Origin of the sequence: Halorarum halophilum (assembly GCF_013401515.1) — an archaeon.
Classification (GTDB): domain Archaea; phylum Halobacteriota; class Halobacteria; order Halobacteriales; family Haloferacaceae; genus Halorarum; species Halorarum halophilum.
Window position 1 is genome coordinate 2292246 of sequence record NZ_CP058529.1, and the last position, 16556, is coordinate 2308801.

The window sequence follows — 16556 nt, forward strand, 5'->3', positions numbered from 1 at the left end:
AGCAAACGTGCGCAGGGCGGAAGGTGAGGTGAAAAAGTTGATAACCGCGAGGGGGCTCCCCTCGGGTATGTCGAGCGCACTCGACGAGGACACCCAGCGCGCGCTGGCGGAGGGTCAGGACACGGCCCGAGCCATGCTCCGGTCCGCCCAGAAGGACCTCCAGAAGGTGTTCATCGTCTTCCTCGTCGGGTTCCTCGGAACGTTCTACTCGCTGCGGCTGTACGTCTGGGACTTCCTGAAGGCGGTCACCGAGGCCCGCCTCGACTCGCTCACCGCCCAGGAGGTGAAGATCATCGCCCAGACGCCGTTCGACGTCATCCTGTTGCAGGCGAAGATCGGCCTCGCGGTCGGGATCATCACGGCCATCCCGGTGTTCCTCTACTTCGCCCGTGAACCGCTGCGCGAACGGGGGCTGTGGCCCCAGCAACCCGTGCCGCGCTGGAAGCTCGTGATCATCGGCCTGCTCGCGGCGGGGCTGTTCGCCGGCGGCGTCGCGTACGGCTACCTCGTCTTCTTCCCGTTCATGTTCGCGTTCCTCGCGAACAACGCCCTCTCGGCCGGCATCCAGCCGAACTACTCCATCGTGAAGTGGGCGGAGTTCATCATGCTCCTCACGTTCTCGTTCGGCTTCGCCGCCCAGATGCCGCTCGTCGTGACGGCGCTGTCGTACGCCGAGATCATCCCCTACGAGACGTTCCGCGAGAAGTGGCGCTACGCGGTCGTGCTCATCTTCGTCTTCGGGGCGTTCTTCTCCCCGCCGGACCCGTTCACGCAGGTCATGTGGGCGGTGCCGCTCCTCGTGCTGTACGGCGCGTCGCTCTACCTGGCGAAGGTCGTCGTCACCGCCAAGCGCGGGAGCGCCCGCGTCGACGTGCCCGGGACCGCCCGCCGACACTGGAACAGGCTCGCGGGCGTCGCCGTCCTCTTCGGGGGTGCCGTCGGCCTCTTCTTCTTCCAGAACGGCCCGACGATCGTCAACCGGGCGATCCGTCCGTACACGACCGCCCGGCTCCCGTACCTGTCCGACCCGGCCACGATCGCCGTCGCCGTTGCCGTCGGACTGGTCGCCGTGATCCTCACGCTGGCCTACCTGGTCTACTCGGAACTCGACGCCGCCGTCGCCGTCGACGAACCCGTCGGCGAACCCGGGAGCATCGACCTCGCGCCGCTCGACGCCGCGGGCGTCCGCTCGGCGCCCCCGGAAGCGTTCGCCGGGATGACCGAAGAGGAGGCGCTCGCGGCCGCGCAGGCCGCGATGGACGACGACGACCCGGAGAAGGCGCAGGCCATCCTCGACCGGTTCGACGAGGCCGAAGCGGCCGATGAGGCCGGGACGGGCGCGGCTCCAGAGTCGGACGCCACACCCGCTGCCAGCGGCCCGGCCCGGGACCTCCTCGCGAGCGACGTCGGCGTCGTCGGGAGGGTCCGGCGCGGGACCGGGTTCGTCGACTGGCGGAGCCGAATTGGCGCGCTGTGGAACGTGCTGCTCGGCATCGCCGCACTCGTCTTCGCCGCGGGCTACGTGCTCGTGGAGCGACCCGAGCTCGCCGACAGGCTCCTGACCGAATACGGCACCTCCGCGGCCGCGTTGACCGGCGCGTTGGCCAGGGCGCTTCCCCCCGCGGTACCCGCCACCGGGACCGCCCTGCTCGGGCTGTTCGCCGCCGCCGGACTGCTGCTCGCGGCGCTGCTCGGCGGGGTGCTCGCGCTCTACTTCGCCTACGCGGCCGGCGGCGACCCCGACGCGGTCGACATCGAGGCGCTGTCGGCCGACGAGGTCCGGCGCGCCCCGGACGCGGTGTTCGCCGGCGTCTCGGAGCGACGGGCGAACTTCCTCGCCAGTTCGGCGGCAGAGCGCGGGGACACCGAGAAGGCGCGCGCCGTCCTCGACCGCCACGACGACGTCCAGCGAGCGCGCGAGGCGGCCGGCCGGGCCGGGGGAGCGGGTGCTGGCGCGGCCGTCCCCGGCGCGTCCGACGACATCGGCGACCGCGCCTCCCGGGCTGGCGGGACGTTCCTCGAGGGGCTGACCGACGGCGACTCCGACGAGGACGACATCGGGGGGTACTACGACGACATCGCGTTCGTCGCGAACTCGCTCCGCTCGCGGCTGTTCGTGCTGGTCGCGGTGTTCGGCGTCGTCATGGTCGGGACCTTCGCGTGGCTCTACTCCGGCGGTATCGGGGACGTCCGGGAGAACTTCGTCCAGCGCCTGCCCCCGGAGGTCGTCGGCGAGGGGGCCGAACAGTTCGGCGTCATCGTGCTCCACCCGGTGGAGGCGCTCATCTTCGAGGTGAAGATCTCAACGCTGCTCGGGATCGCCGCCGTGCTCCCGTTCGCGGCCTACTACGCGTGGCCGGCGCTCCGCGAGCGCGGGTTCGTCCGCGGGCGCCGGCAGGTCATCTTCGGGTGGGTCGCGATGCTGCTCGCCGGCCTGCTGGGCGGCCTCGTGCTCGGCTACACAGTCATCGCCCCGACGATCATCTCGTGGCTCGTGGGCGACGCGCTCCGGGCGGGGATCGTCATCAGCTACCGCATCAGCGACTTCTTCTGGCTCGTCATCTTCACCACGCTCGGCATCGGCGTCCTCGCGGACGTGCCGATCCTGATGGTGCTGCTCAACTCGGCGGGCGTCTCCTACCAGGCGATGCGGGATCGCTGGCGGGAGGTCACCATCGCGATCATGCTGTTCGCGGCGCTGTTCACCCCGGCGGACGTCATCACGATGTTCCTCATGACGGTGCCGCTGATGGCGGCGTACGGCGTCGGCCTCGTCGTGCTGTTCGTGCTCACGCTCGGCGGCCGGCGGAACCTCGCCAAACCGGTCGGCACAACGTAGCCGGGCCGGGGGCGCTCCCCCTCCACTCGTCGGCCCGTCTCACTCGTCGATCTTCTCTCTCGTCGACCCCTCCTGCCCTTTGGAACCACCTACTCGTCGGTCCCGCTCCCGTCGTCCGCGAGATCCTCCGGCTGGGTGCCCACCCCGGCGGGCCACCCCGGCGGCCGGGCCGCGGAGGGGTCGGCGTGTGCCCGCTTCAGCACCATCGGCGTCCGCTTCAGCGAGAGCACCTTCGTCCCCTCGCCGTTGAACGCCCGGAGCTCCGTCTCGACGATGCCGACGTGCTCGCGCGAGTCGCTCTCCCGCTTCGAGAGCACCTCGCTCTCCGCGAAGATGGTGTCGCCGTGGAAGACGGGTGCGTGGTGGCGCACCTCGTCGTAGCCGAGGTTCGCGGTCGCGTTGACCGAGACGTCGATCACGCTCATCCCGACGGCCAGCGCGATGACGAACGTGCCGTCGACGAGGCGCTCGCCGAACTCGGTCCCGGCGGCGTACGCCTCGTTGAAGTGCATCGGGTTGAGGTTCATCGTCACGTTCGTGAACCAGACGTTGTCCGTCTCCGTGACGGTGCGCCCGAAGGGGTGCTTGTACACGTCGCCGACCTGGAAGTCCTCGTAGTAGCGGCCGTGCCAGCCCGCGACGAGTCGTCCTTCGGAGTCGGCGTGTTCGTTCATATCGGAGTCGGAGTCAGTCATGGGTCCGTTCACGGACGGGCGGGACAAGTACGTGCGGGCGTCACTGGTCGGGATGCCGGCGGTGGCGCGCGTGACAGCGAGCCCGAAGGGCGAGCAGACGCGCGCGAGGGACGAGAAGCGCAGCGAACGAGCGGAGCGAGTGAGCGAGCATCGCAAGAGGCTGGGGAGGGTGTGGCTGCGGTCGGGTGGGACTGAAAGGGGCCGCAGCGTTCACGGGCGCTTGCGCCCGTGAATTCTGGAGAGCCTGCTCTCCCGTAACTCGACGAACCCCGTCGACGTAAGCACTGCAGCGAGGCGACCGGAGGGAGCCGAGCGAAGCGCGCAACGAGACGCGGGAGTCGAGAGTCGCGGGGGCTTTCGAGCCGGTCTCGAAGCATCAACCTTCGACCTCAACCGAGCCGACACCGAAGCGAGCATTCAAATAATCCCGAGAGAATCCCCAAGTATGCCCAAGATAAGCGTCGAGATCCCCGGCGAACTCCTCGAGGACCTCGACGAACACGTCGGCGACGACGGGAAGTTCGTCAACCGGAGCGACGCCATCCGCGCGTCGATTCGCAAGACGCTGGACGTGCTCGACGAGATCGACGAGCGCCACGGCCGCCTGGACGAGGAAGATGAGTAGCGCGACCGCACGCGACTCGCTCCCCATCGACCGGCTCGCCATCGTCGCGCTGTTCGTGACGGCGCTGGTGGTCGCGCAGGTGACGGCGGCGAAACTGCTGGCGATCGCCATCCCGGTCTCGCTCCCCTTCGCGGGCGCGTCGCTGACGCTCCCCGGGGCGGCGCTGGCGTACGCCGTGACGTTCTTCGCGTCGGACTGCTACGCAGAGCTGTACGGCCGACGGGCGGCCCAGGAGATGGTCAACGTCGCGTTCCTCATGAACTTCGTCGTGCTGGCGCTGGTGTGGAGCACCATCGCCGCGCCGGCGGCCGACCCCGAGTTCGCCTCGACGTTCGCGACCGTGCTCGGCGCCAGCGGGAACATCGTCGCCGGCAGCCTCCTCGCGTACCTCGTGAGCCAGAACTGGGACGTGCTCGTCTTCCACCGTATCCGCGACGCCACCGACGGCGAGCACCTCTGGCTCCGCAACGTCGGCTCGACGGCGACGAGCCAGCTCATCGACACGGTGCTGTTCGTCGGCGTCGCGTTCTACGTCCTGCCTCAACTCGGGATCGGCACCCAGCTCGGCCTGCCGCTGACCGCCGTTGCAGGGCCGAGCATCGCCGCGCTCGTCGTCGGCCAGTACGTCCTGAAGCTGCTCATCGCCGTGGTCGACACGCCGTTCGTCTACCTCGTCGTCGGCGCGGTGCGGTCCCGCGGGGCCGCGGACCGCCGAGTGTACGCCGACTGAAGGTTGGAATAGAGTAGCCGGCTCGGTCGGGACCATCGAACGGTGAGAGGTTCCGTCGTCCCTCCAATCAGAACAGTACGTTGTTTCTGCCGATGAACCGCTGAGATCCTGTATCGGTCCAACGTCTAACAGAGTTCTTACATTCTGTGGACCGAAGATGGGTATATGGCGTTATCCGCTTCTCAAGAGGCCGTATTGAACGAACTCGTGGTGAACATCCCAAACAGCGTGTCCTGGTGCATGTTCGGAAGTACTGATTCCGTTCTGAGAGGACTCGACGACGACCCAGCCGATATCGATGTTCTCACCACGGAATCTGGAGCCAAACGGTTTCGAGCGGTGTTCTCCGACGAGTTCGTCGGGACTCACGAGATAGGCGTGTCACAAATAGACGAGTATCGAGTACACGATGAGGAACTCGAGGTACTGTTCAGCAAACGCGAAAGGGAACACCAAGAGCCGCTTGTCGACTTAGGCGCCGTTGAGTTGGAGGCGACTGCCGACCGAGGGATTCCGTTACTTCCACTCAAGCCGCTCGTCGAAGCCTACAGGAAGATAGACAAACACGACACGGCCGATAGACTGGAAGACGAATTCGATCTGACCGACGGATGAGTCGGCTATGGATATCAGATTCCAGTGTGATATCGGTGTGGTTCACGTGGGAATTCGTTCGGGGTGACCTCGAGAGTGGGACGGTCGCAGACTTGACCGACCAGCTGTTGCACTCCGACCCGCGTTCGGATAGTTACATCACTGCATAGCTAGGATCTCAGCCGTCGAGCCGCTCCGCGAACGCGAACCGCGGCTTCACGTCGCCGACTCTCGCGCGGACCGTCTCGCCCTCCGCGGCGTCGCTCACGAACACGGTAAAGCCGTCGATCCGCGCGATGCCGTCGCCCTCGTCGCCGGTGTCGGTGATCTCCAGTTCCACCTCGTCGCCCTCGGCCACGGGCGCGTCGGTGCGACCCTTCGCGATGAGGTAGCGCTCCGAGGACTGCTTCCGGCTGGCCTCCGGCGTGTAGGCGCGGACGTACTGGAACTCCTCCCCGACGGCAGCGCGGAAGTCAGCGAGGTCGGGGCCGTCGAACACCTTCACGACGAAGTCGCCGCCCGGCTTCAGGAGTTCGAGCGCGGTGTCGAACGCCTGCCGGGCGAGGTGGATGGACCGGGCGTGGTCCAGCGAGTACTCGCCGGACATGTTCGGCGCCATGTCGGAGACGACGACGTCGACGACGTGCTCGTCCTCCTCGGCGCCGAGCGCCTTCCGGAGGTAGTAGCGCGTGCGGTCCTCGGTCATGTCCCCCCGGACCGTCTCCACGGTGTCGTGTTCGAGGTCGTCGATCCGCTGGAAGTCGACGCCGACGACGCGGCCGTCCGGGCCGACCCGCTCGGCCGCGACCTGGAGCCAGCCGCCGGGGGCCGCGCCGAGGTCCACGACCGTGTCGCCCCGCGAGAGGAGGTCCGCCTCGTCGTCCAGTTGCTGGAGCTTGTAGGCGGAGCGGGCGCGGTAGCCCTGCTGTTTCGCCTTGTTGTAGTACTCGTCACTCATATGGACATATCGCCTCCATAGCTTTATCGTCTAACAGTTCTCCCATCGTGTAGATGAGCAAACGGAAGACCATACACGTCGTTGTCGACGACGAGCAAAAAGAACGCTGGAAGACCGCTGCGGAAGATGACCCCGCGGTTAACAACACCAGTGAGATGGTCCGATTAGCTGTAGAGCAGTACATCGCTGCGGACGATGAAGGGCACTCTGACGAACTGCTTGAAATCCTTGATACGGTAACCAACATTGAGGCTACTTTAGCTCAAAACAATCAGAGCCTCAATAACCTACATCAGGACACGCTCGATGGTCAAGACCTGCAGAATTGGGCAGAGGGAACACTTCTTCCTCTTTTCGAGTCGTACATCTACCGTGAAGAGCTAGATGACGACGATACGGATGCATTTGAACTCGAATTTGCAGAGGTCCCTGAAGACGACGAGGACGGGGGAGAGTGAATGCATCCAATCGATGCGTACGACGACTGGCGGGAGTACACTGACGGTCGTGACCCCGAGAAGACAAACAGGTGTAAGGAGCAGTCACTTCAACCCCTGTTGCTTTGGCTTGATAAGAGAGGAATCGACGACTTAGACGACCTGGAGTCCAACGACCTCCTGCAGTACATTCGGCACCAACGAGATAAAGAAGGATACGCAAACAGCACCATCCGAACACGCTGGTACTACATCCGGATGTGGTGGACCTGGATGACCGAATCAGCGTCAATGGAGATTGACCGACGGGAGGAGCCGGAGGAAAAGTTGGACTGGTACGAAAGTCTAGAACCAGCATCGGAAGATGACCCCGGGGACAACCCCGCTGCGGAGATTAAGATAGACAAGGAAGTTACTGAAACTACACTGAGAAAACAGTCAGGGCAGGAAATCATCTACTTCGAGAAGCCTGTCTACGAAGGCATGGTGGAGGCATGTGAAACGCTTCGTGAGGAGCTTGTCATCCGAATCCTGTGGGATTGTGGCCTGAGAGCCAGTGAGTTGACTCGACTGGACACAAATGACGTAATAATGGATGAGAATCGGCTCATCGTCACGAACGCAAAGACCAGGAAGGACGAGGTCGAGACACGCGACGTATGGTACACCGGGGCAACGGCCGCACGCCTCCGGGAATGGATTAATCGCGGGGGCCGTCACAAGTACCCGACCCACACCGATAGCGACAGTCTGCTCATCACGCAGAAGACCCCTGAGTTCTCCCCTGTAATGGTCAGGAAGACGGTGTATGAGGTTGCAGACCGGGCAGAAGTACAGGAGGACCTGGAGCCGAACCAACGAGGGAAGAACCAGAAGAGGATATTCCCACATGCCTTCAGGCACAGTTACGCTGTCAACCGGGTGAAGAACGGGATGCCGTTACCGTACCTCAAGCGACTGATGGGACATGCGAGCGTCGACATCACGGAGGACCGCTACATTGAGTTCCGTCCCGACGACGTACACGAAGCAGAGCGACGCTACAGACCCTAAGTTTCACCTCTCGTTAGACGACTATCTCGGATTAGACGGGGCAGTTGAAATGTTGACTACTGCTCAAGGAGCTGTTAAGGGCCGATGATAAGCTATTTCGCCATCCCCAGTGAGGGATTTGCTTGTGCCCGAGGACCTGTCGTACCATCGTCGATTGGACGACGGCACGGTGCTCTCGCTGCAGTTCTGCCACCCTTCTCGGGAACGTGTTGAGGCGCGGGAGCAGCACCTCCTCCAAGAAGCTGCCGGGCACGAGGTTCAGCACTTTGAGTCGCAGATTGTGTCTCAGAGGTACGACCAACAAATTCACGCCCTCTATACCGCGGAGATATACTCTCGCGAATTTCCAGACGAGGACATCGCCAGCCTCACGCGGCGAGAGTCGCTCATCGTGGAGACACTCCTAGAAGCATTCCGGTCTATTGAAAAGAAGTGGGAGCAGGAAGGGGACCCGCTCAAGTGGTATAAGCGGCCGGAACTCCGTCGTATCGTCGAGGAAGTCACGGGAACACAATGGCGTCAACCCGTGCCGAATGTTGCTGGCTGCCTTCTCTCGAACCTTATCTTCGGCCACGGATTACCGAACGCGAACCACCGCAGTTCACTAAGCTTAGTGGAAACGTACCTGGGGACTTTCAAACCCGATTTCGAAATTCCAGATACAGGAGTCCATGGCGAGTGGTTCGACTGGTCCGAGGAGTATGTCCACGAATCGAAGCGGCTCCTAATGCTCGCACGGAAGGCCAAGATGTTCCGGTACATCGAGGATTGGGGATGCACCTCTATCGTTCGGAAGAATGATGTCGTTGCTGCGTTCGAAGACTACAATATCTGGGTTGACGACCCGTGGTCACACTTTCGTCAGCAACACAGGGAACTCAGCATAGAGTTCGTTTACCAAATCCTTGAGCGGACGGAATACGACACGCTCATCGGTGAACAGGACCCTGGAAAACGAGTCTTCCTCGATAGACTAGCCGCTACTCAGTAATCGGGAAGGTCAGACAGTGCGCGCGACTTCTCCCGAATTCGGTCGCGGACATCCGAACGCATCCCCGCTCGCTCACGTACCTCGCGGTATGCCCTCTCAGCGTCCATGCTAGTAGTTACGGTCTCGAATTCTATTAAGCGTGTGGATTGGAGTATTTCGGCTGAGAATTTCAACCATCTCAGGACGATATTTGGTTTGTAATTCTTAGTCAGAAATGGCGTGGGCACGGCGTAAATCATCGTAGACCTGCTCCACATAGCGTCGCGGTTCGTCCTTTTCCTCCATCGTCTCCTCAATTGCACGCTCAATGACGTTCCCTCCTGTGCCCGTCCGTTGGAGGCGGATGACGTAGGCACGCAACGTCGCCGCGACTTCTAACCACCGAACGTCGCGGCTCTCTACGAGCTCTGTAAAGTTCGCAACATCGAACGTGCGAAGAGCGTCGTCAGCAGGCTCGATAGAACTCAGGTCAGAATAGTAATCTTGCGCAAGCGGCGGAGAGTAGGGCCCACGAAGATGCATGCCGTATGAATATGGGTGCTCGAAGCCAAATGCGGAGGCGAGATAGACGAACTTCTGAAGCCGGAGGCGGTCGTCAAACTCGTTAAGATTGAATTGCCAGCCCAGCTCGTCCTTAAGGATATCCAAGAATGCTCGTAGGGTTGAAGGACTGGTGGGGGAACTCATGGTCTTGAACTCGTGGGGCTCTCGTTGTTAAATGTACCTACGAGTCATTTCTAGGGAGTCCGTGGGTAAAGTCTCTTCTCTGCCGTTGACCACGCAAAATAGTCCACATCACTTGTCTCTGACATCGATGAATAACGTGGGTTGAATGGATGAGTGACACTGGTGTCGGCATTTGGGATTATATGCTACGCGCTCAACTCTTGGTCTATGGTTGAACTGACGCTTGACCTCCTTGTTGACATTGCTGGGGAGTATCGTGATGGTTCGACGAGTGCCGAGAAGTTTCGAAGTATCCTCGAAGATGAGCAGACAACGAGCGAAGAGGTCGAACAGTTTCTGAATGAGGCGTTAAACGGGTCAGAGTCATACCATAATCGGGCCCTCCAAGACATCGTCAACAACATTGGACAACGTCTCGGCTTCACTGTGGAATACGGGCCGTATCAGGGGACAACAGACACTATCGGCAATGACGGTCTCTGGAGTTCAAACGCCAGTGAAGGAGACGAGGATGTCCACCTAGTCGTAGAGACGAAGAAGAGTACTGCGTATACTATCGACCCGGGTCAGGCTGGCGGCTATATGGACGAGTTGGTCGCCGAGCAGAACCTCGACTCGTCGTCGGTGTATGGCCTTTATGTTATCGGCGATGACGATGTTGATACCGTCGTGAGTACGATTCGTGGCTCAGAGTATCGCGACCATATACGTACAATACCTGCCTCGCACCTACTCACGCTCCTCGCGATTCAAGAGGAATCGGGCCTGCAACACGAGCAAATACTGAAACTGCTTCTCCCGCTGGATACCATCAATGTTGGGTCACTAGTTGAGCTGGTCCAAGATGTCATCGAATTCCGTGAGCCTGTGCAGACTGGCACTAATGGACCGGAACAGGGGGTCGGGGGGTGGACGCCAGAGGTGGACGCGAATGCCGTCGTTGGACAGCTGTCTCGTAGTAACCTCGAAGGCCTTGATGATGCGAAGGTTGCCATCTTCCCCTCTCGAGAGGACGGGATTCCCTTTCTAAAAGAGAACAACGCATGGGGATTTGTCCGTGTCAACCAGGACCCAGAGTACGTTGGCATGTACATCACTGGCGACGTGGGCGCCGTCACGTACGTGGCTCGAGTGAAAGAGATAGTTCCGGCTACGGAAGCGACGCTCGCACGTTCGCTTGAATCCTATATTGGTGACCAAGCCAACTTTGACCGCGACAAGCGAGTCGTCGTATTCGAACCGGACTCCCTGTTTGAGTTGTCCGACCCAATTCCGCTAGCCACACGTGTGCCCTATGGGCTCCGGTACACGGACTTGGGGTCGTTCCGAACAGCAGAAACCACGGACGATATTCTTTGAAACTCGCCTGACTGGCTTTAGGACTTGAAAAGCTCTGAGAGCCTTGTTTTCAATTCTTTGAATGAATTCTCCGCGGTCTGTAAGTCTCTCGCCCCAGTGATAACTGCCTGCCCCGTATTGAAGATAAGCAGAACACTCTCCCCCGATTCGGGGCGATACACCAAACCCGGGAATTGCTCTGGTTCGTATTCAGTGTTCTCGAGGCCTAACCCGATAGCGAGTGCATTCAAATCGAGATTCTGCTCTAACTCACCAGTACAGACGTAGTTTTGAATAGCGAACCATTTGTCCTCCGGTTCCTCAATAACTCCCATGTCAGAGAACAGACTCAGAAATTGTTCTCGGAGCGAGTAGGATTCATCCTCGGAGTCCGCGCCGGTGATGATGAATTTCCCCGTTCTGTAGACCGTTATTAGCGGCGCGTCTTCCTCGAATCGGAGGTACATCCCTGGATACTTGTCCGGGTCGTAGCAAGCGACCGGCTCACCGATATCGTCAGCGAGGCGTTCTAAATCGAGTTCGACATTTAGAGCACCCGACGCGACGACATTTACAATCTCTACCATCTTGACCTCCGAATCACAGTCAAATCTTATTTCAAACTACCTCATGCCTCGTCAATACACTTGCTGGTTTCCGCTCTCTGTGGGGTATATTGAGAGTGACTGTCGGAAGAGCACTTATACCCCGAGTGAAATGTAGTGAGCAATGGCTGACAAAGGCACCGACCCCGAAAAAGAAGCCCGGGAGGTCATCGACACCCAGCTAAAGGAAGCAGGCTGGGTAGACCTCGAAGAGGAGGGAGGTGATACGGGCTTCGAAAGGGAATATCCCACTTCTTCTGGTCCCGTTGATTACGCCCTCCTGGTCTCAGGGAAGCCCATCGCGGTCGTGGAAGCGAAAGAAGCCCAGAAAGACGCCTACGCTGCTCTAACCCAATCCAAACGATACGCACAAGATATCGGTACGGGAGAGAACTACGCCGGGCGATACGGCGTCCCATTCGTGTTCACCGCGAACTCAGACGAAGTATGGTTTCAGGACCTTCGGGAAGAGGCACCGCGTGAACGAAAACTCCGAGGGTTCCACCGACCCGAAGGTCTCGACCAGTTCCTCAATACCGATTACAAAGCCGCGAAGGAGTGGCTAGAGGATAACCCGATTCGAGAGTCCGACCCTAACCTCTGGGACAACCAGTTCGAGGCAATCCAGAGCATCGAAGAGTCTATCCAAGAGAACAAGCGCCGGATGCTCGTTCAGATGGCGACCGGGACTGGAAAGACTCGGATGGCCTGTGCTGAAACTTACCGCCTCCTGAAATCCGGCTACGTCAATAGCGTCCTCTTCCTCGTCGACCGTAACAGCCTCGGGAATCAAGCCGAGAGCGCGTTCAATAACTACGACGTCGGCCCGGCGATGAAGCTGAGCGACATCTACATCATCGAGCAAGTTGAAGACGGCATCTATCCCGAGAACGCGGATATCGTCGTCGCAACCCTCCAGGGAATGTACAGTCTGCTCGAAAATCACGACGAACTCGACATCCCGCAGGATGCATTCGACTTCATTATCTCCGACGAGTCCCACCGCTCTATCTACGGGGACTGGCGCGTCGTTCTGAATCATTTCGACGCCCTCCAGCTCGGTCTGACGGCGACGCCGGCGACGCACACGCTCAGCTACTTCAACGAAAATTGGGTCTACCAATACGGCTACTGGCAGGCCGTCGATGATGGTCACGTCGTTCCCTACGAGACGTACCGGATTCAGACGGGCATCACCATGGTCGGTCTCTACTACGAGGATGAGGAGTACAATCCCGAAGACCTCGAAAACAAAATCACCGTCCCCTCTACGAATCGCCTCATAGCAGAAGAGTTCCGGAAGCAATCAGGCGAGGACGAGAAGACGCTGGTTTTCGCTAAGAATGACCGTCACGCTACCGAGCTAGAGAAGATATTCAGAGAGGTCTACTCCGACAAGGACGACCGCTACGTCAAGAAAATCACCTACACGACCGACGACCCCGACGGCTGGATTAAGCGCTTCCGAAATCAGAAGTACCCGAAAATCGCGGTGACGGTCGATATGGTTAGCACGGGAGTTGACGTCAAACCCATCGAGAACATCATCTTCATCCGGCCAACTCGTTCCGCCGTCCTCTACAACCAGATGATTGGCCGGGGGACTCGCACCTGCGACGAGATTGGCAAAGAGAAGTTCACTATCTACGACTGCATCGGTATCGTCGATTACTTCAGCGAGACGCCGCCGTTCAACACGTATCGCCCTGATGGGACCGTCGACGAAGAGAAGTCCGGGAAGAAGAAGCGAGAGGACCACGAGGACGACGAAATCATCGTCGCTGACGACGTTCAGGACCACCTCGAGTTCTCGGGGTATATGTTCGAGACGGAGGACGGTAAGGAGATACGGCCTGACGACTATGTCACTCACTTCGAGCGGTACGTGAGGCAGAACCAGTCCGAGATTGAAGCAATAAAGATAATAATGGAGTCCCCGGAAGCCCTCAAGCGAAAGCACCTCCGGGAACTCAATCGAAAACTTCACGACGAGCCGGAGAAGTTCTCCGAAGAGAAGCTGCAAAAGGCCTATGGGCAGGAGATGACCGATATCATCGGCTTCATCAAACACGCCCTCGGTGAAGACGAGTTCCCCACCACGGAGGACCGGGTTGAGAAGGCCTTCGACGCCTGGATTCAGGATAAGGACTTCACCGAAAAAGAGCGCGATTGGCTGAACATGATTCAGCGTCACTTCGTGCAGGAGAAGGTCATTAAAAAGGAAGACTTCAACCGTATCCCGTTTTCACGACGTGGAGGTTGGAGGTCTGCTGCGAAAGCGTTCGGTGGCGAAGAGGAGTTAAGAGACGTGATTCACGAACTTAACGAGGAAGTGATTCTAGCATGAGCGAAAACGGACGGATGGATGTCAAGAATAAGATTTGGGACATTTGCGGAATCCTGCGCGACGACGGGATGCACATTGGGACCTACGTCGAGCAAGTAACGGTCCTCCTTTTCCTGAAAATGATGGACGAAAAGGAAACATTTGGAGAGGAACCGATAGAAGTCCCTGAGGAGTGTCGTTGGGAGACACTAAAACAGAAAGACGGAGAGGAGCTGCTTTCGCACTATAATACGACCGTATTGCCTCAGCTCGGCGAGCAGGAGGGAATTATTGGGGAGATTTTCGCACGAGTGAATAGCCAGTTCCGAACGCCGGTCAATCTCCGAAAGGCTGTGCGTGAGATTGATGAGGTGAATTGGTCTGAAATTGACACTGATGTCAAGGGAGCAGCTTACGAGTCACTTCTTGAGAAGTACGCTGAGGAAGCGAAGGGTGCAGGACAGTACTTCACCCCGAGAGCGGCTATCAAAGCAGTTGTAAAGGCTGTTGACCCGGACCATGATGATAAAATACATGACCCCGCTGCAGGGACGGGCGGGTTCCTAATCCATGCATTTGAGCATATCTTAGACAAGACGAATGAGGGACTGGACCTCTCTCGGGAGGAGCGCCAAGCTCTAATGACTGAGAATCTTTCGGGTATGGAGTTAGTTCCTGAAACACGTCGTCTTGGTCTAATGAATCTCGCGTTACATGACCTCCAACCGCAAAATTTCGTTGTTGGTGATTCCCTTGAGCCAGGTCCTCATATTGAAGAGAAATATGATATAATACTCACTAATCCTCCATACGGAGGTAACCAGAAGAGGAAACGGCCTCGACAGGATTTTATGGTCGAAACGAAATCGCCTGAGCTCAACTTTGTCCAGCATGCCATGAGTTTACTAAAAGAGGGTGGCAAGTGCGGGATGGTTGTTCCGGACGGAGTCCTTTTCCAAAGTGGACATGCTAAAAGGGTGAGAGAAGAACTGCTACGGGACTTTAATCTCCATACCGTCTTGATTTTACCAATTGGGGCGTTTCACCCATATACGAATGTAACTACTAATGTCGTATTCTTTGAAAAGGGTGAACCGACAGAAGAAGTATGGTTCTATGACTTGAGAACGGACATTGAGAAAATAAAGAAAAGTAACCCGCTAACAATCGAACACTTTGAGGGATTCCTTGAAGAATTTAATTCTAGTGAAAAAAGTAACGGGTTCTTTAGAGCAGGCATTGAGGAAATACAAGAGAACGGATATTCACTCAACTATAAGAAATACAAACAATTTGAGAGTGAAGAAGAAGAGATACCAGAGCCCGAGGAACTTATAACAGAGTTGCTCTCGATTCAAGAGACTGTTACAGAGAACGTGGAAACTGTACTTGAGGAACTTGAAGAGGGCGCTGAAGATGAATGAGGAGCGTTTACCCAAATGCTGGGAAATAAAAGCCGTTGGTGATGTCTGCGAAATCACTTACGGAGATGGTCTTCCAAAACGTGACAGGAATGGAGGAGATGTGCCTGTCTACGGTTCTGGCGGTGTTAATGGTTATCATGATGAGGCACTCTACGAGCAGCCTGCCGTTATATTAGGAAGAAAGGGTTCAATTGATAAGGTCTGGTTTGTTACAGAACCCTTCTGGGCAATAGACACTACCTTTTATACTGATGTATATGAGAATGAGGCCATACCAAGATATCTCTATTATTTCTTCGAATACCTAGACCTTGAACGATATGACACGTCTAGTGCAGTTCCTAGCCTTAGAAAGGGAGATTTGCAGGAGATATCTATTCCAATTCCTCCAATTAGTGAGCAAAAACGTATTGTGCAAAAGCTGGACTACCTATTCTCACTTGTCAAGGAAAGCAGTGATGAAATTGAGCGTGCAAACACGATTTGTGAGCAGCTAGAATCCACCATATTTCTAAGTGGCGTGAAATCTTCTAACGCCACTAAGGTCAACTCTGGTGATGTTATCGAGGATTCACAGTACGGTATTTCCGAGGCAATGAATGAAGATGGACAAGGATATCCAATCCTTCGTATGGGTAACTATGATGAAAAGGGGTCAATGGATTATTCTGATTTGAAGCACATTGAACTCACAGATAGCGAATTTGAGAAATATTCTCTCAGGGAGGGGGATGTATTATTTAACCGGACAAACAGTAAGGAGCTTGTTGGGAAGACCGCCATCTACGATGGGGGATTAGAGAACGCGGTCTTTGCATCCTATCTTATCCGGATTTATCTAGATAAAGAACGAATTCTACCAGAGTTCTATGTCCGGTACATGAATTCTACCTTAGGAAGGAGCGAAATAAATGAAAAATCAAAGCAAGCCGTAAGTCAGGCAAATATCAACACCGGCGAAATCAACAGTATGTCTATCCTCCTTCCCTCTATTGAAAAACAACAGAAAATAATCTCAAAAATACATTCATTAGAAAGTACCATACGGAAAATCGATGTTGATATCAAAACAAGTAGGAAAATCCTCGATAGGTTTCCTAAATCACTGTTAAAAGATGCCTTTAACGGAGAAATGTCCTATAGTATACCCAGTACAGTGGAGGAAGACATTAATTCCTCTGGACAAGCCTCTCTTGGTGAATTCTGACTTGAAAGAGCAGTACGGGTAGTCAAATTCACGGTATTGATTATCTT

At 57.4% G+C, this 16556-nt stretch carries 15 protein-coding genes; 11 read left to right on the top strand and 4 right to left on the bottom strand.

What is annotated here, in order from left to right; all coding sequences use genetic code 11:
• Positions 1-67 precede the first annotated feature (67 nt).
• Complete coding sequence (locus HUG10_RS22105; RefSeq protein ID WP_179169721.1) at positions 68-2839, top strand: twin-arginine translocase subunit TatC; 2772 nt, start codon at positions 68-70, stop codon at positions 2837-2839.
• 89 nt (positions 2840-2928) lie between these two features.
• Here HUG10_RS22105 and HUG10_RS11570 read toward each other — a convergent pair whose 3' ends face one another.
• Entirely contained in the window at positions 2929-3534 is a 606-nt protein-coding gene (locus tag HUG10_RS11570; RefSeq protein ID WP_179169722.1) for a MaoC family dehydratase, read from the bottom strand.
• 445 nt (positions 3535-3979) lie between these two features.
• Between HUG10_RS11570 and HUG10_RS11575 the strand changes: the two genes are divergently transcribed.
• The 3 genes from HUG10_RS11575 (at position 3980) to HUG10_RS11585 (ending at position 5504) form a co-directional block, all read left to right on the top strand.
• Positions 3980-4159: a ribbon-helix-helix domain-containing protein gene (locus tag HUG10_RS11575; RefSeq protein WP_179169723.1), complete on the top strand. Its 180-nt coding sequence runs from the start codon at positions 3980-3982 to the stop codon at positions 4157-4159.
• Entirely contained in the window at positions 4152-4889 is a 738-nt protein-coding gene (locus HUG10_RS11580) for a queuosine precursor transporter (RefSeq protein ID WP_179169724.1), read from the top strand. The genes HUG10_RS11575 and HUG10_RS11580 overlap by 8 nt, the downstream gene beginning before the upstream one ends.
• A gap of 165 nt (positions 4890-5054) precedes the next feature.
• Positions 5055-5504 carry a nucleotidyltransferase family protein gene (locus tag HUG10_RS11585; protein WP_179169725.1) on the top strand — a complete coding sequence of 150 codons (450 nt, stop codon included), beginning with the start codon at positions 5055-5057 and terminating at the stop codon, positions 5502-5504.
• 157 nt (positions 5505-5661) lie between these two features.
• Here HUG10_RS11585 and HUG10_RS11590 read toward each other — a convergent pair whose 3' ends face one another.
• Positions 5662-6441, bottom strand: coding sequence for a 23S rRNA (uridine(2552)-2'-O)-methyltransferase (locus HUG10_RS11590; protein WP_179169726.1), 780 nt, complete (start codon positions 6439-6441; stop codon positions 5662-5664).
• A gap of 53 nt (positions 6442-6494) precedes the next feature.
• Between HUG10_RS11590 and HUG10_RS11595 the strand changes: the two genes are divergently transcribed.
• From HUG10_RS11595 to HUG10_RS11605, 3 genes are all read left to right on the top strand, one after another.
• Positions 6495-6899, top strand: coding sequence for a hypothetical protein (locus HUG10_RS11595; RefSeq protein ID WP_179169727.1), 405 nt, complete (start codon positions 6495-6497; stop codon positions 6897-6899).
• A complete protein-coding gene (locus HUG10_RS11600) occupies positions 6900-7931 on the top strand; it encodes a tyrosine-type recombinase/integrase (protein WP_179169728.1) in 1032 nt (343 codons plus the stop codon).
• A 124-nt stretch (positions 7932-8055) separates the two neighbouring features.
• Positions 8056-8922 (top strand): hypothetical protein, encoded by an 867-nt coding sequence (locus HUG10_RS11605; RefSeq protein ID WP_179169729.1) that lies wholly within the window; start codon positions 8056-8058, stop codon positions 8920-8922.
• A 204-nt stretch (positions 8923-9126) separates the two neighbouring features.
• Here the strand turns inward: HUG10_RS11605 and HUG10_RS11610 are convergent, their stop codons facing one another.
• A complete protein-coding gene (locus HUG10_RS11610) occupies positions 9127-9609 on the bottom strand; it encodes a hypothetical protein (protein WP_179169730.1) in 483 nt (160 codons plus the stop codon).
• 207 nt (positions 9610-9816) lie between these two features.
• Here HUG10_RS11610 and HUG10_RS21670 point away from each other — a divergent pair, with 207 nt between their 5' ends.
• On the top strand, positions 9817-10968 hold the full coding sequence (locus HUG10_RS21670) for a hypothetical protein (protein ID WP_218780590.1): 1152 nt from the start codon (positions 9817-9819) through the stop codon (positions 10966-10968).
• A gap of 17 nt (positions 10969-10985) precedes the next feature.
• Here the strand turns inward: HUG10_RS21670 and HUG10_RS11620 are convergent, their stop codons facing one another.
• Positions 10986-11534, bottom strand: coding sequence for a TATA-box-binding protein (locus HUG10_RS11620; protein WP_179169731.1), 549 nt, complete (start codon positions 11532-11534; stop codon positions 10986-10988).
• Positions 11535-11676: 142 nt separating this feature from the next.
• On the opposite strand from HUG10_RS11620, the gene HUG10_RS11625 reads away from it, so the two are divergent.
• From HUG10_RS11625 to HUG10_RS11635, 3 genes are read left to right on the top strand one after another with little or no spacing between them, the layout of a single operon-like run.
• Positions 11677-13899 (top strand): type I restriction endonuclease subunit R, encoded by a 2223-nt coding sequence (locus HUG10_RS11625; RefSeq protein ID WP_179169732.1) that lies wholly within the window; start codon positions 11677-11679, stop codon positions 13897-13899.
• Positions 13896-15302: a type I restriction-modification system subunit M gene (locus tag HUG10_RS11630; protein WP_179169733.1), complete on the top strand. Its 1407-nt coding sequence runs from the start codon at positions 13896-13898 to the stop codon at positions 15300-15302. The genes HUG10_RS11625 and HUG10_RS11630 overlap by 4 nt, the downstream gene beginning before the upstream one ends.
• Positions 15295-16509 carry a restriction endonuclease subunit S gene (locus HUG10_RS11635; RefSeq protein WP_179169734.1) on the top strand — a complete coding sequence of 405 codons (1215 nt, stop codon included), beginning with the start codon at positions 15295-15297 and terminating at the stop codon, positions 16507-16509. The genes HUG10_RS11630 and HUG10_RS11635 overlap by 8 nt, the downstream gene beginning before the upstream one ends.
• Positions 16510-16556 lie beyond the last annotated feature (47 nt).